General features: G+C 73.7%; 25 protein-coding genes and 1 pseudogene. 16 read left to right on the top strand and 10 right to left on the bottom strand.

Going from position 1 to position 23,750, the window contains the following annotated elements; genetic code table 11:
- The 8 genes from ACFWH7_RS04385 (at window position 1) to ACFWH7_RS04350 (ending at window position 4,773) form a co-directional block, all read left to right on the top strand.
- A complete protein-coding gene (locus ACFWH7_RS04385) occupies window positions 1-1,155 on the top strand; it encodes a DUF5047 domain-containing protein (protein WP_378215225.1) in 1,155 nt (384 codons plus the stop codon).
- Complete coding sequence (locus ACFWH7_RS04380) at window positions 1,152-1,979, top strand: hypothetical protein (RefSeq protein WP_378215224.1); 828 nt, start codon at window positions 1,152-1,154, stop codon at window positions 1,977-1,979. Before ACFWH7_RS04385 ends, ACFWH7_RS04380 begins: the two co-directional genes overlap by 4 nt.
- 14 nt (window positions 1,980-1,993) lie before the next feature.
- Complete coding sequence (locus tag ACFWH7_RS04375) at window positions 1,994-2,167, top strand: hypothetical protein (protein WP_378215223.1); 174 nt, start codon at window positions 1,994-1,996, stop codon at window positions 2,165-2,167.
- Window positions 2,168-2,170: 3 nt separating this feature from the next.
- Window positions 2,171-2,773, top strand: coding sequence for a hypothetical protein (locus ACFWH7_RS04370; protein WP_378215222.1), 603 nt, complete (start codon window positions 2,171-2,173; stop codon window positions 2,771-2,773).
- Window positions 2,770-3,087: a hypothetical protein gene (locus ACFWH7_RS04365; RefSeq protein ID WP_378215221.1), complete on the top strand. Its 318-nt coding sequence runs from the start codon at window positions 2,770-2,772 to the stop codon at window positions 3,085-3,087. The genes ACFWH7_RS04370 and ACFWH7_RS04365 overlap by 4 nt, the downstream gene beginning before the upstream one ends.
- A 68-nt stretch (window positions 3,088-3,155) precedes the next feature.
- A complete protein-coding gene (locus ACFWH7_RS04360; RefSeq protein WP_378215220.1) occupies window positions 3,156-4,076 on the top strand; it encodes a peptidoglycan-binding protein in 921 nt (306 codons plus the stop codon).
- Window positions 4,073-4,246: a hypothetical protein gene (locus ACFWH7_RS04355; protein ID WP_378215219.1), complete on the top strand. Its 174-nt coding sequence runs from the start codon at window positions 4,073-4,075 to the stop codon at window positions 4,244-4,246. Before ACFWH7_RS04360 ends, ACFWH7_RS04355 begins: the two co-directional genes overlap by 4 nt.
- Window positions 4,243-4,773: a hypothetical protein gene (locus ACFWH7_RS04350; RefSeq protein WP_378215218.1), complete on the top strand. Its 531-nt coding sequence runs from the start codon at window positions 4,243-4,245 to the stop codon at window positions 4,771-4,773. Before ACFWH7_RS04355 ends, ACFWH7_RS04350 begins: the two co-directional genes overlap by 4 nt.
- Before the next feature lie 238 nt (window positions 4,774-5,011).
- Here the strand turns inward: ACFWH7_RS04350 and ACFWH7_RS04345 are convergent, their stop codons facing one another.
- The 5 genes and pseudogenes from ACFWH7_RS04345 to ACFWH7_RS04325 form a co-directional block, all read right to left on the bottom strand.
- Window positions 5,012-5,818, bottom strand: a complete 807-nt coding sequence (locus ACFWH7_RS04345) for a GAF domain-containing protein (protein WP_378215217.1) — start codon at window positions 5,816-5,818, stop codon at window positions 5,012-5,014.
- Between the two features lie 422 nt (window positions 5,819-6,240).
- On the bottom strand, window positions 6,241-6,942 hold the full coding sequence (locus tag ACFWH7_RS04340) for a hypothetical protein (protein WP_378215215.1): 702 nt from the start codon (window positions 6,940-6,942) through the stop codon (window positions 6,241-6,243).
- Window positions 6,943-6,946: 4 nt separating this feature from the next.
- Window positions 6,947-7,372, bottom strand: a complete 426-nt coding sequence (locus ACFWH7_RS04335; protein ID WP_378215214.1) for a hypothetical protein — start codon at window positions 7,370-7,372, stop codon at window positions 6,947-6,949.
- Window positions 7,365-7,541 (bottom strand): hypothetical protein, encoded by a 177-nt coding sequence (locus ACFWH7_RS04330; protein WP_186008881.1) that lies wholly within the window; start codon window positions 7,539-7,541, stop codon window positions 7,365-7,367. Before ACFWH7_RS04330 ends, ACFWH7_RS04335 begins: the two co-directional genes overlap by 8 nt.
- 58 nt (window positions 7,542-7,599) lie before the next feature.
- A pseudogene (locus ACFWH7_RS04325) lies at window positions 7,600-8,064 on the bottom strand (CpaF family protein); the annotation flags it as partial.
- A 199-nt stretch (window positions 8,065-8,263) separates the two neighbouring features.
- On the opposite strand from ACFWH7_RS04325, the gene ACFWH7_RS04320 reads away from it, so the two are divergent.
- Complete coding sequence (locus ACFWH7_RS04320; RefSeq protein ID WP_378215213.1) at window positions 8,264-9,490, top strand: pyridoxal phosphate-dependent aminotransferase; 1,227 nt, start codon at window positions 8,264-8,266, stop codon at window positions 9,488-9,490.
- A gap of 63 nt (window positions 9,491-9,553) precedes the next feature.
- Here ACFWH7_RS04320 and ACFWH7_RS04315 read toward each other — a convergent pair whose 3' ends face one another.
- From ACFWH7_RS04315 to ACFWH7_RS04305, 3 genes are all read right to left on the bottom strand, one after another.
- Window positions 9,554-10,915, bottom strand: a complete 1,362-nt coding sequence (locus tag ACFWH7_RS04315) for an LCP family protein (protein ID WP_378215212.1) — start codon at window positions 10,913-10,915, stop codon at window positions 9,554-9,556.
- 91 nt (window positions 10,916-11,006) lie between these two features.
- Window positions 11,007-13,256 carry an esterase-like activity of phytase family protein gene (locus ACFWH7_RS04310; protein WP_378215211.1) on the bottom strand — a complete coding sequence of 750 codons (2,250 nt, stop codon included), beginning with the start codon at window positions 13,254-13,256 and terminating at the stop codon, window positions 11,007-11,009.
- Between the two features lie 84 nt (window positions 13,257-13,340).
- Complete coding sequence (locus tag ACFWH7_RS04305) at window positions 13,341-14,576, bottom strand: multidrug effflux MFS transporter (protein WP_047234053.1); 1,236 nt, start codon at window positions 14,574-14,576, stop codon at window positions 13,341-13,343.
- A gap of 103 nt (window positions 14,577-14,679) precedes the next feature.
- Here ACFWH7_RS04305 and ACFWH7_RS04300 point away from each other — a divergent pair, with 103 nt between their 5' ends.
- On the top strand, window positions 14,680-15,447 hold the full coding sequence (locus tag ACFWH7_RS04300) for an SOS response-associated peptidase (RefSeq protein WP_378215210.1): 768 nt from the start codon (window positions 14,680-14,682) through the stop codon (window positions 15,445-15,447).
- A gap of 24 nt (window positions 15,448-15,471) precedes the next feature.
- On the opposite strand, the gene ACFWH7_RS04295 is transcribed toward ACFWH7_RS04300, so the two are convergent.
- Entirely contained in the window at window positions 15,472-16,572 is a 1,101-nt protein-coding gene (locus tag ACFWH7_RS04295; protein WP_378215208.1) for an adenylate/guanylate cyclase domain-containing protein, read from the bottom strand.
- Window positions 16,573-16,615: 43 nt separating this feature from the next.
- Window positions 16,616-17,494 carry a biotin--[acetyl-CoA-carboxylase] ligase gene (locus ACFWH7_RS04290; RefSeq protein ID WP_378215207.1) on the bottom strand — a complete coding sequence of 293 codons (879 nt, stop codon included), beginning with the start codon at window positions 17,492-17,494 and terminating at the stop codon, window positions 16,616-16,618.
- Window positions 17,495-17,743: 249 nt separating this feature from the next.
- On the opposite strand from ACFWH7_RS04290, the gene ACFWH7_RS04285 reads away from it, so the two are divergent.
- From ACFWH7_RS04285 to ACFWH7_RS04260, 6 genes are all read left to right on the top strand, one after another.
- Entirely contained in the window at window positions 17,744-19,315 is a 1,572-nt protein-coding gene (locus tag ACFWH7_RS04285; RefSeq protein ID WP_463054448.1) for an acyl-CoA carboxylase subunit beta, read from the top strand.
- A gap of 49 nt (window positions 19,316-19,364) precedes the next feature.
- A complete protein-coding gene (locus tag ACFWH7_RS04280; protein ID WP_141388698.1) occupies window positions 19,365-19,883 on the top strand; it encodes a hypothetical protein in 519 nt (172 codons plus the stop codon).
- Window positions 19,880-20,140, top strand: a complete 261-nt coding sequence (locus ACFWH7_RS04275) for an acyl-CoA carboxylase epsilon subunit (RefSeq protein WP_378215205.1) — start codon at window positions 19,880-19,882, stop codon at window positions 20,138-20,140. The genes ACFWH7_RS04280 and ACFWH7_RS04275 overlap by 4 nt, the downstream gene beginning before the upstream one ends.
- Window positions 20,137-20,931 carry a hypothetical protein gene (locus tag ACFWH7_RS04270; protein WP_378215204.1) on the top strand — a complete coding sequence of 265 codons (795 nt, stop codon included), beginning with the start codon at window positions 20,137-20,139 and terminating at the stop codon, window positions 20,929-20,931. Before ACFWH7_RS04275 ends, ACFWH7_RS04270 begins: the two co-directional genes overlap by 4 nt.
- 10 nt (window positions 20,932-20,941) lie before the next feature.
- Window positions 20,942-22,693: a DUF885 domain-containing protein gene (locus tag ACFWH7_RS04265; RefSeq protein ID WP_378215203.1), complete on the top strand. Its 1,752-nt coding sequence runs from the start codon at window positions 20,942-20,944 to the stop codon at window positions 22,691-22,693.
- Window positions 22,694-22,773: 80 nt separating this feature from the next.
- Window positions 22,774-23,694, top strand: a complete 921-nt coding sequence (locus tag ACFWH7_RS04260; RefSeq protein WP_378215202.1) for an AEC family transporter — start codon at window positions 22,774-22,776, stop codon at window positions 23,692-23,694.
- The last annotated feature ends 56 nt before the right edge of the window (window positions 23,695-23,750 follow it).

The following is a 23,750-nucleotide window of genomic DNA, read 5'->3' as shown; positions in this document are numbered from 1 at the left end:
GTGTCCGACGCCTACCTGGACGCGATCGCGCGCCCGCACCAGGTCATCACCCGCGCGACCGTCGCCCGCGGCGGGCAGCCCCTTTACGGGGGCCGCTCGCTCCCGGTGACGGGCGGGCAGGTGACGGTGCGGTCGCGCTCGATCGTGCGCCGCGCGTGCGACCTGGTGATCGCCCCGCGCCTGCCCGGCGCGGTCTTCCGCGACGAGCCCGCCTACCCGGCCACCCGGACCGGCGCGGAGCCGCTCGGCACGGACGGGCAGGAGATCACGCTCCGCTCCGGCCTCGTCTACGCCGGCGGCCGAACGGAGTGGGTCCCGCTCGGGGTGTTCCGCATCGACGACGTCGCCGGGTCCCTCCTGGACCGCACCGGCGTCCAGGTCTCCGGCGTCAGCAGGGAGTCGTGGGTGGTGGACGACCGGTTCCACTCGCCCCGGATGCTGCGCGGCCCGTCCGCGGTCGCGATCATCCGTGACCTGATCCTGGAGTCCCTGCCGGGCGCGGACGTCGCGATCCTCACCACCGCGGACCGGCGCGTCCCGGCGACCGTCGTCGACCGGGACCGGTGGGCCGACGGCGTGCAGGCCCTCGCCGAGTCCATCGGGTGCGTCGTCTACGCGGACCCGACGGGCAGGTTCGTCATCGCCAACGCTCCGACTCTGGACTCGGCCCCGGTGTTCCGGTTCCAGGCCGGGCCGGGCGGGATCCTGCTCGACGCGACGGGCACGACGTCGCGCGATCCCGTCTACAACGCCGCCGTCGTCACCGGGGACACCCCGGACGGCGCGGATGCCCCCGTGCAGGGCGTCGCGGTCGACGACCGCACCGGGTCGCTGACTCGGTACGGCGACCCGGACTCGGGCGCGTGGGGCAAGAAGCCGCACTTCCGCGCGGTCCCGTCCCTGACGTCGCGGGTGCAGTGCGAGCGGGTCGCGATCGCCGACGTCGCACAGCTCACCGGCGTCGGCACCTCCCTCGACCTCACGTCCGTGCCGTTGTTCCCGCTCGAGGGCGGGGACGTCGTCGACGTCGTCACCGACCATAGGTCCCCGGTGACGTCGATCTCGCGGCACATCGTCGACGAGCTCACGATCCCGCTCGTCGCCGGCGCCCGCTTCGGCGCGTCGACCAGGAACCTCGGGGAGGTGGCGGCGTGACGGACCCGACCAGGGCGACGCTCGAGCTCGCGCGCGCGACCCAGCGCACCGTCGGGGACGGCGCGGCACCGATGTCCCGGATCGGGGTCGTGCGCGAGGTCGGGGTCGGGACCGTCACGGTCGCGCTCGGCGACGGACCCCCGGTCCCCGACATGCGCCTCAACCCCGGGTACGCGCCGACCGTCGGGGACCACGTGCTGGTCATGCCGACGTCGTCGTCGTGGGTCGTGGTGTGCGAGGCCCCGCCGGCGGGGACCGCGGTGGAGGACGTCGAGCTCCGCGTCCGGTCGTCGTCGGGCTGGTTCCTGGACCGGCCCGTGAACTACGGGACGGGCGCGTGGTCGCGGTACGACAACGCGGGCCCGCTCATGGGCTGGGCGCAGGGTCGGCAGATCCTGCCGATCGGCGCCGTCGGGGAGACCGTCGCGCAGCAGATGATGGACCGCGCCACGATCGGGTACTACGGGGCGCTCGCGTCCCTGGTGCCGTCCGGGTCGACGATCACCGGCGTGTCGCTGCTGTGGGGGCGCGTCGGGACGGGCGCGCCCGAGCCGCCCCTGTCGTCCCCGGTGGTGTACGGGCACGCGTACACGCCCGGCTCCCCACCACCGGCCGCCGCCCCGTCCTTCCCGATGGGCCCGTACCGGTACCCGCCCGTCGCGATGGGCGAGACCACCCGGCTCCTGCTCCCGTCCACGCTCGTCACCGCGTGGCTGTCTGGCGCCATCACCGGCGTCGCGATCTGGTCCGACGCGCCCGCGGACGCGTTCAACGCGGACTCGCGCCAGCCCGACCTCGCGATCGCCCACATCCCCCCTGCGTAGAAGGGACCCGCCTCGTGTCCGAGACCCCGCCCGACCCGCTCCTCATCGAGCCCGCCCCGGACCGGTCACCCGACGCCGCGATCCGGGCGCTCGGGTTCGACCCTGCCGCCATCCAGTCCCTCGTCGTCACCCCGACCACGGTCGTCGCGGTCGCGGCGGACTACCCCGACCCGCACGTGGAGGTCTGACCCATGCCCACACCCGACACCGTCCAGGGCATCCAGCTGCCGACGTTCGACGACCCGCCCGCCGTCCCGAACGACCTGTCCCTTGTCTGGTACGCCGCGATCGGGCGCGCCGTCCCGCGGTTCTCCGGGACCGCTGCCCGCGATGCCGCGTTCCCGTCCCCGGTCGACGGGCAGATATGCGTCACGGGCACCGGCACGAACCTCCAGCTCTGGCTCGCCGTCGCCGGCGCGTGGCGCGCGATCACGACCGGTGCCGCGCTGCTCGAGCCCTGGACCCCGATCACGGCGTTCGGCACGAACATGGCCGCGAACTCCTTCGGCGTCTCCCCGCGCGTCAAGCGATTCGACGACGGGTTCACGCGGTGCGCCGGCGGGATCCGGATCACGACGGGCACGATCGCGAACGGCGCCGTGCTCGCGACCCTGCCGGCCCCCTACGTCCCGCCGGCCTACGTCGAGGTCGCGTGCGCGACGACGGCCGACACCCCCGAGTCGACCGTGCGCGTCGAGATCCGCACCGACGGCACGATCCGCCCCATGTGGTCCGGCTCGCGCTCGATCACCTGGGTCAGCCTCGACGGCATCCAGTGGTGGACGACCGCATGACCCCACCCCCTGCCGGCACCCCGTGGTGGGCATGGCTCATCGCGGTCGTCGCACTCGGCCTCATCACCACGGCCGGGACCGTGCTCGCGAACCGTCCCGTGCGCAAGAAGCTCGAGGCGGTCAAGCGCGCGACCGACGTCGCTGCTCACGAGGTCCGACCCAACTCCGGCGGCTCGATGGCAGACGCCGTGAACCGGATCGAGTCGAAGCTCACCGAGCACCTCACCGACGCAACGGAGCACAACGCGAAGGTCGACGCGCGCCTCGACCGCCTCGAACGCCGCGGCTGGCTCTCCCGCCTCCTCGGCCTCTGACCCACCCGAACCCTGGCCCCGGCCGCCCCACGGCGCCCGGGGCTTCGTCATGCCCGAAGGAGGCATCCGTGAGCACGTCACAGAACGGCTGGCCCGTCATCGCGAAGGGCACGGACCCCGCGCTCGTCGCGATCCCGAAGATCATCGGTCGCGTCCGCAAGGGCGACGTCGCGGCCGTCCTCGCCCACCTGGTCGACCGGTTCGACCGCGAGGTCGAGGACGTCGACGTCGGCCGCGACGACTGGGGGTACGCGAACCGGTCCGTGGTCGGCGGCACGTCGACGTCGAACCACGCCAGCGGAACGGCGATCGACCTGAACGCGACCCGTCACGTGCTGGGGCGCGTGGGCACGTTCTCCACGGCGCAGGTGCGCGCGCTGCGCAAGATCCTGGCCGACCTCGGCGGGGTCGTGCGCTGGGGCGGGGACTACGCCGGCCGCAAGGACGAGATGCACTTCGAGATCAACGCGGGCGCGTCCCGCGTGCGGGCCGTCGCCGCGGCGCTCGACGCGCGGCTCGTCGACAACCCGTGCCCGGGGCCGACGCCCCCGCCGGCGGTCACGAAGCGCAAGCCGAAGCCGCTGCCGCCCATGATCAAGGAGGGCTCCCGGGGCGGGTGGGTCGGGCTGTGGCAGTCGATCGCGCGCACGCAGGGCGAGACGATCCGCGTCGACGAGGACTTCGGCGACGCCACGACCGCCGCGACCAAGCGCATCCAGAAGCGCTGGGGCCTGGTGCCCGATGGCGTCGTCGGTCCCAAGACGTGGCTGCGCGCGCTCATCTCCGACCGGTCCGGCTCCCTCGCCTACGGCGACAACGGCCCGCAGGTCGAGCTCCTGCAGAACATCCTCGGGATCAAGCTCGACCGGAACTTCGGCCCAGCGACCCGCGACGCCGTCGCCCAGGTGCAGCGCTACCTCGGGATCCGCGACGACGGCGCCGCCGGCGGCGCCACGAACGCGGCCCTGCGCCGCCACTACCGCGCGTGAGCTCGCGCACCCGCCGACGCGCCGCACGCCTCGTGCGGCACGTCGCCACGGCCGCCGCCGTCGCGGCCGCGGCCCTCACCCTCGGCGTCGCGCTCGCGGTCGCCATCGTCCACGTGTTTGTCCTCGAGCTCCTGCGGGTGCTCGCCCGCCTGATCGGAGCCACCCCGTGACCACCACCCCGACCAGCCGCCTCGCGCTGATCCTCACCCTCGCGTTCTGGCGCGCCGCCGGCATCCGCGCGCTGCGCACCGCGCTCGTCGCCGCGGCGCCGCTCCTGCTCCCGCTCGTCGGCGGCGACTGGGGCGACGTCGCGCAGGCCGCCGGCGCGATCGCGCTCGTCGCCGTCCTGTCGCTCGCGACGTCGCTCTGGTCGCTGCCCGAGCTCGGCGCCGGCACCGGCCCGTGGGCGGCCGTCCTCGACCGCACCGCGCGCACGTTCGGGCAGACCCTCGCCGCATCCCTCGCCACCGCGACCCTGTGGTCCGACGTCGACTGGACGCTCGTCGTCGTGCAGGCGCTCGCGGCCGCGCTCACGACCGCCGTCCTCGCGGCCGCCGAGCAGCTCCCCGAGACGATCCCCGTCGTGGAGCCGGGCGACGCCGGCGTGTACGACATCACCTCACTGACGCCCGAGGAACGCGCCACCGTCAACGACATCCGCGCGATTCACGGGCGCGCCCCGCTCCCGCCGTCCTGACCCGCCGCGCACACGAACGCGCCCCCGTCCTCCTCTGGGAGGGCGGGGGCGCGTTCGCCGTTCTGTCAGCGAGCGTAGGCGCGGCTTCCGGTCGCGCTGGAGCGAGCGAGTCGTCGCCTCTGCTCTTCGCGCGCAGCTCGCTCCGCCTGCTTCTGGAGCTCCTGCCGGACCTTCGGGTCTCGCAAGTTGCGCGTAGCTACTGGTTTCTTGTCCGTCCATACGATTCTGCCCATGGACTTCACGCTCCCTCGTCCGAGCTAGATCCGGTCGTACTTGTGCGGGACCGGTCCGCGAGCACTACGGCGAGCATCGATGCAACCAACTCTACAAAGACAACGTCCGAGTCGCTGAACGTATTCGCCTTCGGCGCGTCGATGGAGAGTAGACCATACCCCGCGCTGCTGTCATAGATCGGCACGGTGATGAAGCAGGCGTACCCGTCCCCGCTACCCGCCCACTCTCGCGGACGTGTCTTCCCGAGGTCGCGGACGTGCACCGGCTTCTTCGCCTTGAGCGTCTTGAGCGCCTTGTTCGCTCGAGTGGTGCCGGAGGCGAAGCCCTCCGACGACTGTTCACGCCCCGTCCTCGCTACGCACTCGAGGCCAAGACCGTCGTCTGTCACGGCGAACACGAGCGCGCGGACCTGGGCGTCGTTCTCGAAGGGGAGGATGCACGAGCCGACTGCCTGCTGAAGTGCCCTCCCGACCGTGCCTGCGCGGTCCGCGCCATCTTGGCTCAGCAGTTCGGCTGTCAACCCCGCAAGTGGCTTGAGCGCGTCGCGGAAGAGTAGGTGCTGTCGCGCGAGAGCATTGCCATTCGTTCGCTCCTCTTCCCTCCGCCACCATGCCGCGCACGCCTCGGGGACAACGAAGACCAGCACGACGACCAGCGCCAGGAGGATCCGCCACCAGTTCGGGGCGGCGAGGAGCGCTCCCGCTCCGATCGAACCGACACCGGCGGATACGGGGCTGATCCAGGCGCGCCGATCGACCTCGGCGCCAATCCATGACCGGGTAGCGAGGATGGGGTTGTCCACGCTGGCCATGACGTCGGAGCGTACCGCAGCACCGTCGGCAGGCCGGATCGACGCCGCGCCCCGCCCGGCGTCAGCCGGTCGGCGATCTATCGAACGCATGTTCGAGCGGTGCGACACTGGACGGGTGGAAGGGGTGCGGTGGCCGGGGTGGCTTGAGGTGCGGCGCGGGCGGTGGCTCAAGATCCCGCCGCGTCAGTGTCCGGCGTGCGCGTCCGCGTGGGACGTCGTCCGGGACCGTCCGCGCGAGCGTTTCGTCCGGTGCGGGTGCGCCGAGCCGTGGTGGCACACGCTGTGGGATTGCCCAGTGTGCGGGGCGCTCGCCGCGGAGGGGTGCACCGACGTCGACCGGTGGCAGTCCCACACGACCCCGATCGGCGCGGACCCCTCGCGGCGGTGGTCGGTGTCGCCGCGAGGGTAGCGGTGGGCAGTCGTCAGCGGCAGTACTCGCAGCCGTCTTCATGGCGCTGGTCGGCTACCTCTGGAAGGAGCGTTACCGCCCGCACGACCGGCCTCAGTGCCTCGACCGTCAGGCGAACATTGAGCGTGTACGCCTTCTGGCTTCCGTGTTCGTAGACGTCGAGGCGGATCTCGTCGCCTCTGGTCCCGCCCGACATTCCCTCGACAGCCCACGGCTCGTGGTCCGGCTTCGCGGCCTGAGGCATGTCCTTCCGGGCCCGCTGGAAATACCCGGTGCCGGTGAAGTACTCGTCGTAGTGCTCGTACCGGTTGCGCATCTCCCGACACGCGGCCATGCCACGTTGCACGTAGGTCGGGTTTCCGAGGGACTGCGGGCACGGCAGGTAACCCGTCGCGCAAGACCCGCACGTCGCGAGCCCGCCGACCGCTGCGTCGTAGGTGCACTGGGTGTTCAGACCATGGGCGAAGTCGTGAGCCCACGCCATGCAGAACGGGTGCTTGTCCAGGGCGGCGAGCTCGGTACTGCCCGCGGCGAGCAGCTTCCGCGCGCCGTTGTGCACGCGTGCGGTCTTGGACAGGATGTCCAGGGCGTGGGACCACCGGCGACCTATCGTCATGAAGTCCTGCTCGGCGAGCCGGTCCATCTCTCGGCTGAGGGTGACGATGTCACAGAACTCTGAGTGGACGCGGCCCGCAAGGTCGCGCTCGACAGTCATGGAGTCATCGTAGGGGCGCACGAGCCGCGCGACGGCATGTGAGGCACCGTCGCCGCCCGTCTGACGGGTAGACGATCGTGTTCTCGGGCGTGTACTCGTGCCCGTGCGGGCAGTGCGTCTTCGCACGCTGGTGGTCCGCGCCCTCGAGCCGGTCCGTCGACCCGTGCCGGTCCCACCGGTTGTAGTGCATCCGGCACATCCCGCGTGCGACCGCGGTCCGGTCGCATTCGTCGACAGCGCATACGGCGGGCGCTCCGGCGCGCGCGGCCGCCGTCGCTGCGAAGTGCGCACGCACGCCCGCTGCGGCATCGTCGTCGAGCACCCACGTCGCGCCGGTGCGGACCTCGTGCTCGCGCAGCCATCTGCGCACGATCGACGCGGAGACGCCGAGCTCGACCGCGAGGAGAGCCGGGGTCGTCGACTCAGCCACGACCGACGACGGCACGCACGTGCGCGACCTGCTCGTCCGTCAGGTGCCAGCGCGACTCCCCCGCCGGCAACGTCCCGTCCTTCGCGCGCAGGATGTCGCGCACGCGCTTCGGCGTGACGCGCAGCTCGCGCGCGAGGTCGGCGGGCGTCACAGTGGCGTCGTCGCTCATGCGGGCGAGCCTACGACGCGCGCCCACACGACTGCCTGCCCTATGCCCAGCACGGGAGAACGTCAGGGATCACGACATGGAGCCGCTCGCCGCCGGGCAGCGAGGCGTCGACGAACGGGCTCGACAGGTCAAGCCGACGGCCGGACGAGCGCAGCATCTGCTCGACGAGGTCGCGCACCTGCTCCGCGGTGAGCATCGTCGTCGTGAGCTCCGACCGGCCGCCCCGCGCGACGAACACCTGCGAGGGCGCGTTGATCCAGATCTCCTCGATCTCCGGGTCGTCGAGGTACGGCTGGAGCGGTCCGAGGCCGGCCACGGAGTCGACCACCGCACGACCGGCGGCCGTCGGGTCGGCGAGCGGCGCGACGGCGCCGAGCGCGCTCCGCGTCTCGTAGTCGGCGACCGCCTCGCGGACGAGCTCGTCGACTGCCGCCCGGTCTCGCACGGGATCCACCCCGCGCCGCCGGACGAGCTCGCGCACCTCGCCCTCGAGCACGCCGACGGCGTGCGTGTCCGTAGACATGTCGAGCATTCCCCCTGCTCCGCTGGCCGGCTGCCCCGCCGGACCGAAAGACCTGACCGAGAGAGTAGGGCATCCGCGCCTCTCGCGGCAGTGCCCTGTGGACATCGCCGGCGGGAGCTACGGGAACACGCTGCGCACCCGCGGGGAAGCCGCTCGCGGCGTCCCACATCGTGGGCGCGGGCACGGCTAGGGTCGGGTCATGACCGACCTCCCGCCCGGCCGCTGGCAGGCCGCCGCACGCGCTACCGGCCTCCTCGGGGCGGACGGCGCGGTGGCGGCGACGGTCTTCGCCGAGATGACCGCCCTCGCGCACCGCACGGGGGCGATCAACCTGGGGCAGGGCTTCCCGGACGTCGACGGCCCGGCGACGGTCAAGCACGCCGCGGTCCGCGCGATCGAGGAGGGCCACAACCAGTACGCGCCGGGTCCGGGCATCCTCGAGCTGCGCAACGCCGTCGCGAGCCACCAGTACCGGCACTACGGGCTGGACCCCGACCCGGAGACCGAGGTCCTGGTGACCACGGGCGCGACCGAAGCCCTCGCCGCGACGATCCTCGCGTTGGCCGGTCCCGGTGACGACGTCGTGACGCTCGAGCCGTTCTACGACTCCCACGCCGCGTGCATCGCGCTCGCGGGGGCGAACCACGTCACCGTCCCCCTCGTGCCCGGCCCGGACCGCTTCCGCCTCGACCTCGACGCCCTGCGCGTGGCCGTCACCGACCGCACGCGCCTCATCCTCGTGAACTCGCCCCACAACCCGACGGGCACGGTGCTCGACCTCGACGAGCGCGACGCGATCGCGGCCGTCGCGCGTCGCCACGACGCGGTCGTCGTCACGGACGAGGTCTACGAGCACCTGACGTTCGACGACGCCCGGCACGTGCCGATCGCGACCCACCCCGGGATGCGGCAGCGCACGATCACGATCTCCTCGGCCGGCAAGACGTTCTCCTTCACCGGCTGGAAGATCGGCTGGCTGCACGGGCCGGAGCCGCTCGTTACCGCGGTGCGCACGGTCAAGCAGTTCCTCACCTACACGTCGGGCGCGCCGTTCCAGCCCGCGATCGCCGACGCGCTGTCCGACGACGAGACCCCGCGCGCGCTCGCCGACTCGCTCGAGTCGCGACGCGACCTCCTGTGCGAGGGTCTGGTCCGGACCGGGTTCGACGTCGTCGTGCCGCAGGGCACGTACTTCGTCATCGCCGACGGCGCCCCGCTCGGCTTCGAGGACGGGACCGTCCTGTGCCGCGAGCTGCCCGCCCTCGCGGGCGTCGTCGCCGTCCCCGTGAGCGCGTTCTGCACCCCGGGGTCGACGACGGCCCGCGCGCTGGCCTCGCGCGTGCGGTTCACGTTCGTCAAGCGCGAGGACGTGCTGCGCGAGGCGGTGGACCGCCTGGCCCGGCTCGGCACGACGCCGCGCTCCTGAACGAGAACCTCTGCGGCCTCGTCGCCCCGATCGAGACCGCGTCCGGGCCCGCGAGGTCGTCGGCTAGGGGCACACCCCGGGCTGCAGCTCCTCCTCGACCGGCGTCTCGGGCGTCGTTCCCGGGTCGGTCGTGCCGGGATCCGTCGTGCCGGGGTCGGTCGTGCCGGGATCGGTCGTCCCCGGATCCGCCCCGGTCGCCGGGTCGGTCGTGCCGTCCGCGGGCGCCGTCGCGTCGTCGCGCGGATCGACGGGCTCCTGACCGGGCGCGGGCGCGTCGTCGATGAGCCGCTGCCAGATGGCGTCCGCCTCCGACGTCCACTCGACGCGGTTGCGGTCGCTCGCCGCCTCGACGACGGGCACCTGCGTGAAGACGACCTCGGAGGGCTTGATGGCCCGCAGGCTGAACGCGATGCCTGCGAGCGCCGTCGGGTCCGCGATGGTGGGGTCCGCGCTGATCGAGCCGAGCACGGCCTCGATGACCCCGTAGAGCTGGGGCGAGTTGGTGATGATGTTCTGGGACAGCAGCTCGCGCACGGCCGAGTCGATGAACGCCTGCTGGCGAGTGATCCGCGTGAGGTCGGACCCCATCTCGAGGCCCATGCCCGTGCCGTGCCGGGCACGCAGGAACCCGATGGCCTCGTGGCCGGTGAGCGTGTGCTGGCCCGCCGGGAGGTTCAGCGTGCCGTAGTCGGGGTCCTCGACGACGGGTTCCGGGAAGCACATGGTCACGCCGTCGATCGCGTCGACCACGCCGATGACCCCGGTCATCTTGACGACGACGTGGTTGGTGATGGGCACGCCCGTGAGGCTGTAGACGGACGAGATCGTGCAGCCGGCGGCGGCGTCCATGTCGTCGACACCGCCCGAACCGATCTGGAACGCCTCGTTGAACATCACGTTGCGCCGGGGCGAGGACATGGAGCCGTCCGGGAGCTTGCACTCCGGCAGGTCGACCAGCGAGTCGCGCGGGATCGAGACGACCTCCATGCGCGTGCGGTCACCGGACACGTGCACGATGAACGTGGTGTCCGACCGCATGCCCTCCTCCTTGCCGGCGATCGCCTCGTTCGCGGCGTCGCGGTAGTCGGTGCCCATGACGAGGATGTTGAGCGCCTTGCCCGCGAACGGGTCGGACGGGTCCTTCGGTGGTTCCTCCGTCGGCATGCCGACGACGAAGTCCGTCGCGTCGCTCACGGTGATCTTCGACTTGAGGTCGAGGTACACGGCTCCGGCACCGACCGCGACGAAGACGAGGGCCCCGGTGAGGACGAGCCCGACGGCCCGCGCGACGCGGTGCGAGCGCAGCGCACGCGCGTGGTGCGGGCCGCCGGAGGGCTTGTCCTCGCCGCCCTTCCGGGAGTGCGTCGTCTGCGGCGCGCGGGGCCGCGAGCGCGGGGACGACGAGGCGGGGGCGGTCGTTGGCACGGTCCGAGGGTAAAGGGTGCGGCGTGGATGCGTGCGCCGAACCAGCGGGAGGACGTGTGAAAGGGCGGCGAAGGACGGACCTGCGCGGGTGTCAGCGGTCGCGGACGGCGGCGACCCCGAGGTCGGGCTGGTCGGTGAAGAACCCGTCCATGCCCGCGTCGAGGAAGACGCGGACCTCGCCGGCGAGGTCGCCGTGCGCGGCCGGGTCGGCGCTCGAGCGGTACTCCGCGGGCAGGAACTGGTTCTCTGCACGGAAGGTCCACCCGTGGACCTCGAGACCCGCGCGGTGCGCGTCGCGGATGACGGGCGTCGGCGTGCCGAGCGTCCCGTCGGCGCGGCGCGGGATCATGACGTTCTTCTCGAGCCCGACGCCGTCGGCGTACCGCGCGATCTCCCGCAGGCCGGTGCGCGTGACCAGGTCGGCGTACGTGCGCGGGTCGCCCGCGGCCACGAGGTCGTAGGGGGCGCCGGAGCTGCTGACGAGCTGCGCGAGGTCGACCTTCGTCAGGCGGTCGAGCTCCCGCAGGTTGCCCATCTCGAACGACTGCACGATGACGGGAGCCTTGCGCGAGTCGAGCCCGGCGTCGCGCAGCGCGGCGACGAGCGGTTCCTCGAGCGACAGCCCGACCGAGTCGAAGTAGGTCGGGTGCTTGGTCTCGGGGTACACCCCGACCTGCTTCCCGTCGCACGTCTCGGAGTGCCGCGCGAGGTCGAGGACCTCGGCGAGGGTCGGGACCGGGTAGAGGCCGTCGAACGCCGTGTTCTGCGGGCGGACGGCGGGGATGCGCTCCTTGGCGCGCAGGGTGCGCAGCTCGGCGAGCGTGAAGTCCTCGGTGAACCACCCGGTGACGGCGGTGCCGTCGATCGTCTTCGTCGTTCGGCGGTCGGCGAACTCGGGGTGCTGCGCGACGTTCGTCGTGCCCCCGATCTCGTTCTCGTGCCGGGCGACGAGCACGCCGTCCCGGGTGGAGACGACGTCGGGCTCGATGAAGTCGGCGCACTGGAGGATCGCCTGCTCGTACGCCGCGAGCGTGTGCTCGGGGCGGTAGCCGCTCGCGCCGCGGTGCCCGACGACGGTCACGTCGTCGGTCGCGACGCGCTCGCGCCGCAGGTCGACGAGGACCATCTCGGTGTCGTCCGGGGTCCCGGGCACGCGCGCGTCGTTGCCCGGGTAGTTGTTGTCGTTCGCGAGCAGGAGGCGGCCGTCGCGGAGCTGGACGACGGTCTCGAACGACTGCACGGGCAGCGAGAACGGGTCGCCGGTGCCGTAGCCGTCGCCCGCGCCGAGTCCGTGCGGGTTCGCGATCTTCAGCGCGTCGAGCACGAGCTCCTTCTCGAGCCGGCCGGACCGGTCGGCCTCGTCGAGGTCGACGCGGTAGACCCGCTTGGTCACCGACTGCTCGCCGTCGAAGTCGTCGCGCTCGACGAGCAGGAGCTCGTCGCCGCGGACCAGGAACGCGTCGCCCACGACGTTGGCGTCGGTGTCCACGCGGTAGGTCCAGGTGCGGTCGGTGTACCGGCCCGCGCGCGTGTCGAACTGGCGCACGACGCGGTCGCGCGGGTCGTCGCCGACGAGCGCGCCCTCGAGCACGGGGTACAGGTAGCGGCCGTCGCGCGAGCCCGCGAGCGCCTCGAACCCGCGGCTTGACCCGACGAGCGGCGTCTCGCCGGGCGCGAGGTGCGGGTTGGCGGGCGACTTGCCGTCGGGGAACGGCACGGGCGGGGCGAGGAGCGCGCCGGTCCGGTCGACGTGCAGGAGGAAGGGCCCGAACTCCTCCCCGATCCAGAAGGTGCCGTCCTTCGCGCGCACGACGGACTCGATGTCGAAGTCGGCCCCGGTGAGGAGCCGCTCCTCGGTGTCCTCGTGGACGATCGGGAAGTCGACGTGGCGGTCCGGGTCGCGCAGCGAGAGATGCTCGCCGACCTCGATCTCGCCGGCGCCACCACGCGCCGCCTCCCAGCGGGGCGTGACGCGGTAGAGACGCAGGAGGAAGTCGGCCGAGTTGCCCTTCGCGCCGAACCCGTTGTCCGGCTGGGCCCAGAACGTCCCGTCGCCGTTGTCGATCATGGCCGAGAAGCCGGGAATCACCTGGCCGTCGAACGGCCCCTGGCGACCGTTGGCGGGGGTCACGAGGGCGCCGGACGGCGGGCCCTCCTCGAGGTGGTCGGCGGAGAGGGTCGCGCGCGCGACGAGCGTGGGGACGACGACGCCTCCACGCTCCTCCGACGGGCGGTGGGCGGGTCCGTGCGCGGACGACGCGACGGCGGCGGACGCGGCCGGCAGCGTCAGCGCCGCGGCGACCAGGGCGGCGGTGGCCCGGTGTGCTCCTGTGAGTCTCATGTGGTCCAGCAAAGTCCCGGACCGGGACGCACGCATGCACACGAGCAGACGGTCGGGTGTCCGTCGCGTGAACGCCCGCCGCCCTCAGACGGGCGTGTGCCACCCGCCGCGGCGGAACGCCGGCGTCGCGAGGGCGAGCACGAGCAGCGACGCGACGACGGCGCCGAGCATGACGGTGGCCATCGCGACGGCGTCGCCCCCGAGCACACCCACGAGCGGGCTCACGAGCCCGGCGACGCCGGACTGGAACGCCCCGATCACGGCCGCGGCCGTGCCCGCGATCTCGCCGTGCCGGGTGAGCGCGAGCGCCGAGGCGTTCGCGGGGATCATGCCCTGCATCGACAGAACGAGGAACAGGGCCGCGACGATGCCCACGATGCCGCCCGCGCCGGTCAGGGCGACCACGAGCAACCCCACCGTGAACACTCCCTGCACGACGAGCGCGACCCGCAGCAGGCGCATGGGCGCCACGCGGCGCACGAGCGCCGCGTTGGCCTGCGCGGAGAGCACGAGGCCGACGCCGTTGACCGCGAAGAGCAGCGCGAACTGTCCGTGGCTGAGCCCGTACCCCTCCTGGAGCACGAACGGCGAGCCGACGACGTAGCTCATGAGCACGGCCTGGCCGAGCCCGGGCAGGACGGCGAGCGCGACGAAGTGGCGGTCGCGCAGGAGGCTCGCATAGCCGCGCAGGACGGTGCGCGCCCCGGCGGGGCGCCGCCGCTCGACCGGGAGCGACTCCGGCATCCAGAGCAGGACGACGGCGGCGAGCGCCAGCCCGGCGGCCGCGAGCACCCAGAACACCGCGTGCCACGAGGCGTGCGCGCCGATGAACGACCCGAGCGACGGCGCGAGGAGAGGCGCGAGCCCGATGACGAGCATGAGCCGCGAGAGGATGCGCGCGGCGTCGGAGCCGGTGAAGCGGTCGCGGATGGCGGCGATCGCGACGACCGACGCGGACGCGTTGAAGAAGCCCTGGAGCACGCGCAGCCCGATGAGGATCCCGATGTTGGGTGCCATCGCGCACAGGATCGAGGTCACGACGTGCAGCGACAGGCCGACGAGGACGGGCAGGCGGCGGCCGTACCGGTCCGAGAGGGGACCGATGACGAGCTGCCCGACGGCCCCGCCGACGAGCATGGCGGAGAGCGTGAGCTGCGCGAGGGAGTCCGGGGCCCCGAGGTCCGCGCCGACCTCGGGCAGCAGCGGGAGGTACATGTCGACCGTGAGCGCGGGGAGCGTGGCGAGCGCGCCGAGGAGCAGCACCCAGCGGGCGGACGATCTCGGTCGGGGCACGGCGGGGTCGACCGAGGAAGAGGGCATGGCGTCCATCGTATCGATTCGATCGCACAGGACGCGGCGCTTCGGGCGTGAGCCTGCTCTCCCTCACGGCCCGTGCGTGGGTGGCGTGCGGCAGGCTGGGGGCATGTGCGGACGCTATGCCTCCTTCCGGGACGCGCAGGACCTCGCGGACGAGTTCGCGATCGCGGACGTGGCCGACGACGCGCGGCTCCTGCCGCCGTCGTGGAACCTCGCGCCGACGGACCCCGTGCGGATCGTCGTCGAGCGCGCGGCCAAGGACACGGGCGAGGTCCGGCGCTCGCTGCGCCTCGCGCGCTGGGGCCTCGTGCCGTCGTGGTCCAAGGACCCGAAGGGCGGCGCGCGCATGATCAACGCGCGCGCGGAGTCGATCCTCGACAAGCCGGCGTTCGCCAAGCCGTTCGGCGTCCGCCGCTGCCTCGTGCCCGCGGACGGGTACTACGAGTGGCGCGTCCTGCCCGACGGCGCGTCCCTGGCCGGGTCCGCGGGCGCGACCGCGCGCCGGGGCAAGACGCCCAAGCAGCCGTACTGGATCGCGCCGGGCGACGGCGAGAGCGCCGCGTTCGCCGGGCTCTACGAGTTCTGGCGCGACCGGACCAAGGCGGACGACGACCCCGACCGCTGGCTCGTCTCGACGACGATCATCACGACGGACGCGGCGCCGTACCTCGCCGAGATCCACGACCGCATGCCGCTCGCCCTGCCGTCCGACGCGTGGGACGCGTGGCTCGACCCGGCGGTCGACGCCCGCGGTGCGGCCGACCTGCTCGGCCTCGGCGGCCCGCACGACGACGTCCCGATGGTCGCGCGCGAGATCTCGACCCTGGTCAACTCGGTGACGAACGACGGGCCCGGCCTGCTCGAGGCCGTCTGACCCGGTCGCCGCGTCGGCAGGCCGTCAGCCGCGGTAGGCCCACTGGAGGCGCACGGGCTCGATCGTCCCGAGCCCCTGCACCTCGGTCTCGGGCTGCGCCGTGAGCGCGAAGCGCTGGTCGCCCGCGAGCAGGCCCGCGGTGTCGCGGTCGACGAGGACCGTCGTCGGCTCGGCGATGTCGACGAGACGGGCCGCGAGGTTGACGCTCGGCCCGAACACGTCGCCGAAACGCGAGAGCACCCGGCCCCACACGAGGCTCACGCGGACGGGCGGGACGTCGACGTCCTCCTCCCGCCCGCCGGCCTCGGCCAGGCCGAGCGCGACGCGCGCCCCGGTCGCGACGTCGTCGGCGACGTAGAGCACCGCGTCGCCGATCGTCTTGACGACACGCCCGCCCGCGGCGGTGATGACGTCGCGCGCGCTCGTCTCGAAGAGCTGGACGAACTCCGCGAGCTCGCTCGACCCCAGCCCGCGCGTGCGCTGCGTGAAGGAGACGATGTCCGCGAACCCGACCGCGCGCGGGAGCGGGAGCTCGTGCTCGTCGACCGCGGCGGCGCGCGCGTCCGAGAACTCGACGGCGAACCTCCCGGCGACCGCGGCGAGCTGGCGGCGCCAGGCGTGCAGGAGCTGCTCCTCGAGGACGGGCGCGAGCTCGGGCAGGCGGTCGAGGACGAGCAGGCGCGCGCTCGTGTCGTCGAGGTCGAACCGGCGCGTCAGGTGCTCGACGAGCGCCTCGACCTGCCACAGCACGAGCCGCTCCGTCGTGTGCCCGGTGGACCGGATGAGGGTCGTCAGCGCGCGCTCGTCGAGCCGCTCCGTCTCGGCGAAGGCGAACACGTCCGCGAGCGCCTGCGCGTCCTTCTCGGTGAACGCGTGCTCCTCGCCCTCGGTGAGAGGGAGGCCCAGCGCCTGCCAGTAGGCGCGGACCCGGTCCTCGCCGACGCCGGCGCGCTCGGCGAGCCGCTCGACGGTGAGGGTGCGGGGGCCGCCCAGCAGCGCCTCGTCGAGCACCGCCTCCGTCGCCTCGGTGGCGGGAGCCACGGCGTCCGGTCCCGGCTCGGTACCCGCCTCGGGCGTCACGGGCGGGGTGGTGAGGGGCTCGTCCTGCTCAGGGTCCACGGGCACCCGGCGATCCTATTCCTCGGCCGCGGCCGAGGAGGTCGCACTGTCAGTCGTGCGGGCGCAGGTGGTGGACGTCGCCGCTGTGGTGGACGCTCGACGTCCCGTCGTCCTCGCGCACCACCAGGCCGCCGTCGGGGGCGAGCCCGGTCGCGAGCCCGACGACGTCGCCGCCCGCCACGCGCTCGACGCGCACGCGCGTGCCGAGCGTGGCGCTGACCTCGGCGCAGTCGGCGTCGAGCCCGGCCGCGTGGGCGTCGCCCCCGGCGTCCTGCCAGCGCACGAGGACCTCGCCGAACGCCTCGTGGAGGGCCACGAGCACGATCTCCCGGTCGGTCGTCGCGGCGCCCGCGAGGGCGAGCGACGTGGCCGTGGGGACGGGCAGCTCCTCGCGCCGCTGCGAGACGTTGAGGCCCACCCCGACGACGACGCCGCCGTCGGGCAGCACCTCCGCGAGGATGCCGGCCACCTTGCGCAGCGGGGCAGGGTCGCCCTCGCCTGGGTCGGGCACGAGCACGTCGTTCGGCCACTTGACGACCGCGTCGACCCCGGCGGTGGCGCGCAGCGCGCGAGCGGTCGCGAGCCCGGCCAGGAGCGGGAGCCAGCTGAGCGTCTCGCGTGGCACGTCGGGGCGCAGGAGGAGGGAGCCGAGGAGCGCGGCGCGCGGCGGGGTCGTCCACGAGCGGCCCAGCCGGCCGCGCCCTCCGGGCTGGTGCTCGGCGACGAGGAGCGCCGGCGCCGGCCAGGCGCCCGGGTCGGCGGCGACCGCGCGGGCGAGCTCGGCGTTCGTCGAGGCCGACTCGGGCACGACCTCGAGCCGGGCGAGCGGCCCCGCAGGCGTCACGAGCAGCTCCCGCAGGAACTCCGCCCGGAGCGGGGCCCGCCCCTCGCCGTCGGGCCTGGTCTCGTCCTCGCGCGTGCTCGCCATGCCCGTCATCCTCCCGCACGCGGACGGTCCGGCACGAGGGCGGGCCGACGGTCCGGGCACCCGGCGGCACGCCCCCGGCGCCTGCGTCGGGTTTGTCGACACCCACCAAGACCCGCCCCGGCCGTGCTGGCGTCGCCCGCATCGAGTTGGCGCCACCCGCCAACTAGGCTCGGGTCCGTGACGGACTCTGCGACCACCTCGCCCGCGACGCCCGAGGCACCCCCGACATCGCCCGACGCGCCCCACCTCGTGGGCACCGCGGCCAAGCTCGCCGACCTCGACCGTCGCCGCGCCGAGGCGACCGAGCTGCCCGAGGAGGCGGCGCGGACCAAGCAGCACGCGCGCGGCAAGAAGACGGCGCGCGAGCGCATCGAGGCCTTGCTCGACGAGGGCAGCTTCGTCGAGCTCGACGCCTTCGCCAAGCACCGCTCGCACAACTTCGGGCTCGAGAAGAAGCGCCTGGCGGGTGACGGCGTCGTCGTCGGACACGGCACGATCGACGGCCGCCAGGTGTGCGTGTACTCCCAGGACTTCACCGTGTTCGGCGGGAGCCTGGGCGAGGTGCACGGCCAGAAGATCACCAAGGTCCAGGACCTCGCGCTGCGCACGGGCGTCCCGCTCGTCGGCATCTCCGACGGCGGCGGGGCGCGCATCCAGGAGGGCGTCGCGGCGCTCACGCAGTTCGCGGAGATCTTCCGCCGCAACGTCGCGTCGTCGGGCGTGATCCCGCAGATCTCGCTCATCCTCGGCCCCAGCGCGGGCGGCGCGGTGTACTCCCCCGCGCTGACCGACTTCATCGTCATGGCGGACAAGACGTCGAACATGTTCATCACCGGCCCGGACGTGATCCGCGCGGTGACGGGCGAGGACGTGGGCTTCGAGGAGCTCGGCGGCGGGCTGACGCACAACGAGAAGTCGGGCGTCGCGCACTACCTCGGCGCGGACGAGGACGACGCGATCGACTACGTGCGCCACCTCGTGTCCTACCTGCCGCAGAACAACCTCTCGGACGCGCCGTCGTTCCCGCCCGACGACGTCGAGCTCGACGTCACGGAGGAGGACCTCGAGCTCGACGCGCTCGTGCCCGACTCGGACTCGCAGCCGTACGACATGCGCTCGGTGATCGAGCACGTGCTCGACGAGGGCGCGTTCCTCGAGGTGCAGCCGCTGTTCGCGAAGAACGTGCTCGTCGGGTTCGGGCACGTGGAGGGCCAGTCGGTCGGCGTCGTCGCGAACCAGCCGCTCGCGATGGCGGGCACGCTCGACATCGACGCCGCGGAGAAGGCGGCCCGGTTCGTGCGCACGTGCGACGCGTTCAACATCCCCGTGCTCACGCTCGTGGACGTCCCGGGCTTCCTGCCGGGCGTCGACCAGGAGCACCAGGGCATCATCCGGCGCGGCGCGAAGCTCATCTACGCCTACGCCGAGGCGACGGTCCCGCTCGTCACCGTCATCACGCGCAAGGCGTACGGCGGGGCGTACATCGTCATGGGCTCCAAGCAGCTCGGCGCCGACGTCAACCTCGCGTGGCCGACGGCGCAGGTCGCCGTGATGGGCGCGGGCGGTGCGGTGAACATCCTCCAGCGGGCGGCGCTCAAGCGTGCGGCGGACGCGGGTGACGACGTCGAGGCGGAGCGCGCCCGGCTCGTCGCCGAGTACGAGGACGCGATCGTCAACCCGTGGGACGCCGCCGAGCGCGGGTACGTCGACGCGGTCATCCGTCCGTCGGAGACGCGCGTGCAGGTCGTGCGCGCGCTGCGGGCGCTGCGCACCAAGCGTGCGACCCTGCCGCCCAAGAAGCACGGCAACATCCCGCTGTGACCGCGAGCGAGCACCAGCGCCCGACGAACCTCGCGAGGAAGGACCACGCATGAGCCACGACGACGCCACGCACGGACCCGTGCCGCTCGGGTCGGTGGACCCGGCGCCGCTGCACGCCGCGGTCGACGCGCTCACGGCGGCGCTGCACGAGTACGTCGAGACGGCCGTCGGGGTGCGGGCCGAGTTCGGGGCGTCCGAGGCGGACGAGGACCCGCGCGTCCTCGCGCTCGAGGGCCGCATCGGCGCGCTCAACGCCCGGCTGTTCGACGAGCTGCACGGCGCGCTCGGCATCCACGCCGACCTCACGACGTCGGTGTGGGACCCGGGCGCCGACGAGGAGGTCGACGACGACGCCTCGCCGGCCGACGTGCAGGACGACACCTTCACCCTCGACTACGTCGTCATGACGCACCCCGGCGGGCCGGACCTCGACGACGTCGTAGGGCTGCTCGACCGGTGGGGCCACGAGGCGCGCGAGCGGCTCGTCGAGGCGGGCTACGCCGTCCCCGAGTGGGGCGTGGGACGCGGGGCGGACGACGACCACGACCACGACGAGGACGACGAGTGAGCACGTCGCGGCCCGACGCCCCGAGCGTCCGCGTCGTGCGCGGGGCGCCGGACGAGCTGGAGGTCGCCGCGCTCGTGGCCGGCCTCGCTGCGGCCGCCGCCGCGAGCGGACTGCCCGACGACGTCGCGCCCGTCGACGAGTGGACCAACCGGGCGCGCGGGCTGCGCGGGACCGGGGACGGCGCGACGGCCAAGAGCTTCGGCGGGCGTTCCGGGCGGCACAACGCTGACTCGTGGCGCTGGAGCCTGCGATCGTGACCGCGCCGAGCGCGTCGCCCCGCGTGCGCCGTCTGCCCGAGCGGGGCGTGCTCGTCGAGCTTCCCGCCACGGCCGACGAGGTCGAGGCGGACCCCACCGGCCTGCCGTCGGTGGAGCCCGTGCCGGGCTGGCGCCGCTGGGCCTGGGCCGTGGCGTTCGTGCCGACCGTCGCGCTGCTCGTCTACCAGCGCCTCGGGTCCGACCGCGGCTGGGCCGTGCCCGACGCCGTCGTGGTGGTCGCGACGCTGGGCCTCCTCGTCACGGCCCTGCTCGCGCTCGTGCGCTACCAGGACGACCGGGTGGTGGCGGGGCTCGCCCGCGGCCGCGACGCGCTGCTTGCCGCCCCGGTCCGGGCGACAGGGACGCTCGTGCTCCCCGCTGTCGGTCCCGTGGACTCGACCGCGGGCACTGCCGAGGGCACGGCTGCGGGCGGCGCGCAGGGCTCGGCGACGCGCACCGGGACGGCGGGTCCCTCGGTCGTGCGGGCGACGCTGGTCGTGACCACCGCGTCCGGCGCGAGGACCGCACGCCCGGCGCGCGTCGTCGTGCCCGACGGCGTCGCGGGCCCGCGCCCGGGCGACCCGGTCGCCGTCTGGCACGCCGCGGACGACACGGACGCGACCGGGGTGGTCCTCGTGCGCTACCACCGCACCTGGGCGGACGACCTCGCGGCCGCGCTGCAGGCCCTGTCCGACGAGGCTCTCCCCGCGGATCCGGCCCAGGACCCGACCGAGCACGACCGCGGGCAGACCCCGGGGAATCCGGCAGACCCGCGACCGGGCGCCGAGTAGTCTCGTCCGGGTGAGCGACACCACCACACCTGCCGGCGCATCCGCCGGGACCCCCGACCGCACACCCACGCCGATCGACGCCGTCGCCGAGGCCTACGTCACGCGGATCGCCGAGCTCGACCCGATCTCCGCGACCGCGATGGGGCTGTCCGGCTACGACCACCTCGTCTCCGACCTCTCGCCCGCCGGGCACGACGCGCGGGCCGACGCCGACCGCGCGGTGCTGCGCGAGCTCGAGGGCCTGGAGCCGGTCGACGACGTCGACCGGGTCACCCTGGCGGCGATGCGCGAGCGCATCGGCCTCCAGCTCGAGCTGCACGAGGCGGGCGAGCCGCTCGCGAGCCTCAACAACATCGCGTCGCCGGTGCAGGAGCTGCGCGACGTCTTCGACATCATGCCGACCGGGACGGTCGAGGCGTGGGAGAACATCGCCTCGCGCCTCAACGCGCTCCCCACCGCGATCGACGGGTACATGGCGTCGCTCGCGGAGGCGGCCTCGCGCGGCAACGTCGCCGCGATCCGCCAGGTGCGGATCGGCGTGCAGCAGTCGCGCGAGCTCGCGGACGCGAAGTCCTCGTTCTTCACCACGTTCGTCGCCGGCCCCGAGGCCGACGCCGTCCTCGACGACTCCTCGGCGTGCTCGCTCGTGCGCAAGGAGCTCGAGCACGGTGCCGCCGCGGCGCGCGAGGCCTACGGGCGCCTCGCGGACTTCCTCGAGACGACGCTCGCCCCGCAGGCTCCCGAGCAGGACGCCGTGGGTCGCGAGCGCTACGCGCTCTTCTCGCGCACGTTCCTCGGCGCCCAGGTCGACCTGGACGAGACGTACGCGTGGGGGCTCGAGGAGCTCGCGCGCGTCGTCGCCGAGCAGGAGGAGATCGCGCGCCGCATCGCCGGTCCGGGCGCGAGCGTCGAGGACGCCGTCGCCGCGCTCGACGCCGACCCGGCCCGCACGCTGCACGGGACCGACGCCCTGAAGTCGTGGATGCAGGAGACGTCGGACGCCGCGATCAGCGCGCTGAACGGCGTGCACTTCGACGTCCCGACGCCGGTGCTCGACCTCGAGTGCATGATCGCGCCGACGCAGACGGGCGGGATCTACTACACGCCCCCGAGCGACGACTTCTCCCGGCCGGGCCGCATGTGGTGGTCGGTGCCCTCGGACGTCACGGAGTTCAACACGTGGCGCGAGAAGACGACGGTCTACCACGAGGGCGTCCCCGGCCACCACCTGCAGTGCGGCCAGGCCGTGTACGCGCGCGCGACGCTCAACACGTGGCGCCGGCTCGCGTGCTGGGTCTCGGGCCACGGCGAGGGCTGGGCCCTGTACGCGGAGCGCCTCATGGCGGACCTCGGGTTCCTCGACGACGACGGCGACCGCCTCGGCATGCTCGACGCGCAGCGCATGCGCGCGGCGCGCGTCGTGCTCGACATCGGCGTGCACCTCGGCCTGCCGGCGCCCGAGGAATGGCGCGGCGGCGCTGCGGACCCCCGATGGGATGCCGACAAGGCGCTCACGTTCCTGCGCGCGAACGTCAACATGCCCGACTCGTTCGTGCGCTTCGAGCTCGACCGCTACCTCGGCTGGCCGGGCCAGGCGCCGTCGTACAAGGTCGGGCAGCGCCTATGGGAGGCCACGCGCGACGACGCGCGCGCGGCAGCCACCGCGCGCGGCGAGGCGTTCGACGCCAAGGCGTTCCACGCACGCGCGCTGAACCTCGGCTCGGTGGGCCTGGACGTGCTGCGCGACGCGCTCTCCTCGTGACCCGGTCGTCGGCCCGGCCCGGACCGGCCTCGCGCCGGCCCGGGCCGACCGGCGTCGGTCCCGCCCTGGGGACCTGACGCGTGGGCGCCGTCCTCACCGGTTTCGCCATCATCGCCGTGGTCGTCGCGGCCGGGTACGTCACCGCGCGCCTCGGCATCGGCGGGCCCGACGCGCGGACGGCGCTCAACCGCATCGGGTTCTTCGTCGCGAGCCCCGCGCTGCTCTTCACGGTCCTCGCTCAGGCGGACGTCGGAGCGCTCTTCCAGGCGCCGCTCGCGGTCGCGGCGGCGGCGGCCGTCGTCACCGCGGGCGTGTTCGTGCTCGTCGACCGGCTGTGGCTCCGGCTCCCCGCCCCCGAGGTGACCATCGGCGCCGTCGGCTCGGGCTACGTGAACGCGAACAACATCGGCCTGCCCGTCGCGGTGTACGTGCTCGGGGACGCGACCGCCGTCGTGCCGGTGATCCTGCTCCAGCTCCTCGTGCTCGCGCCCGTCGCGCTGCTCGTCCTCGACGCGACGACGAGCGGACGGCTGTCCTGGCGCTTCGTCCTCGCCCAGCCCGTGCGCAACCCGATCATCCTCGGGTCGCTCGCGGGCGCCGTCGTCTCGGTGACCGGCTGGACCCCTCCCGTCGCGGTCATGGCGCCGCTCGAGATCCTCGGCGGCGCCGCGATCCCCATGATCCTGCTCGCGTTCGGCATGTCGCTGCACGGCACGAGGCCGCTCCGGCGCGGCGAGCCCCGCGCGGCCGTGGGCGTCGCGAGCGTCGCGAAGCTCCTCGTGATGCCCGTCGTGGCGTTCGTCGTCGCCCGGCTCGTCCTGCGGCTCGACGACGCCGCGGTCGCCTCCGCCGTCACGCTCGCCGCACTGCCGACCGCCCAGAACGTCTACAACTACGCGGCGCGGTTCGGGCGGGGCGAGATCCTCGCGCGCGACACGATCCTCGTGACGACGATCGGCTCGCCCGTCGTGCTGCTCGTCGCGGCGCTCCTGGTCGCGTAGCGGGATCGTCGAGCCGCCGGCGCAGCCGGTCCCGCCGATGCGCGGCGGGTAGTCTG

The organism is Cellulosimicrobium cellulans, from assembly GCF_042723955.1.
In the GTDB taxonomy this organism is placed as follows: domain Bacteria; phylum Actinomycetota; class Actinomycetes; order Actinomycetales; family Cellulomonadaceae; genus Cellulosimicrobium; species Cellulosimicrobium cellulans_H.
This window is presented reverse-complemented; position numbering and strand designations above follow the sequence as displayed.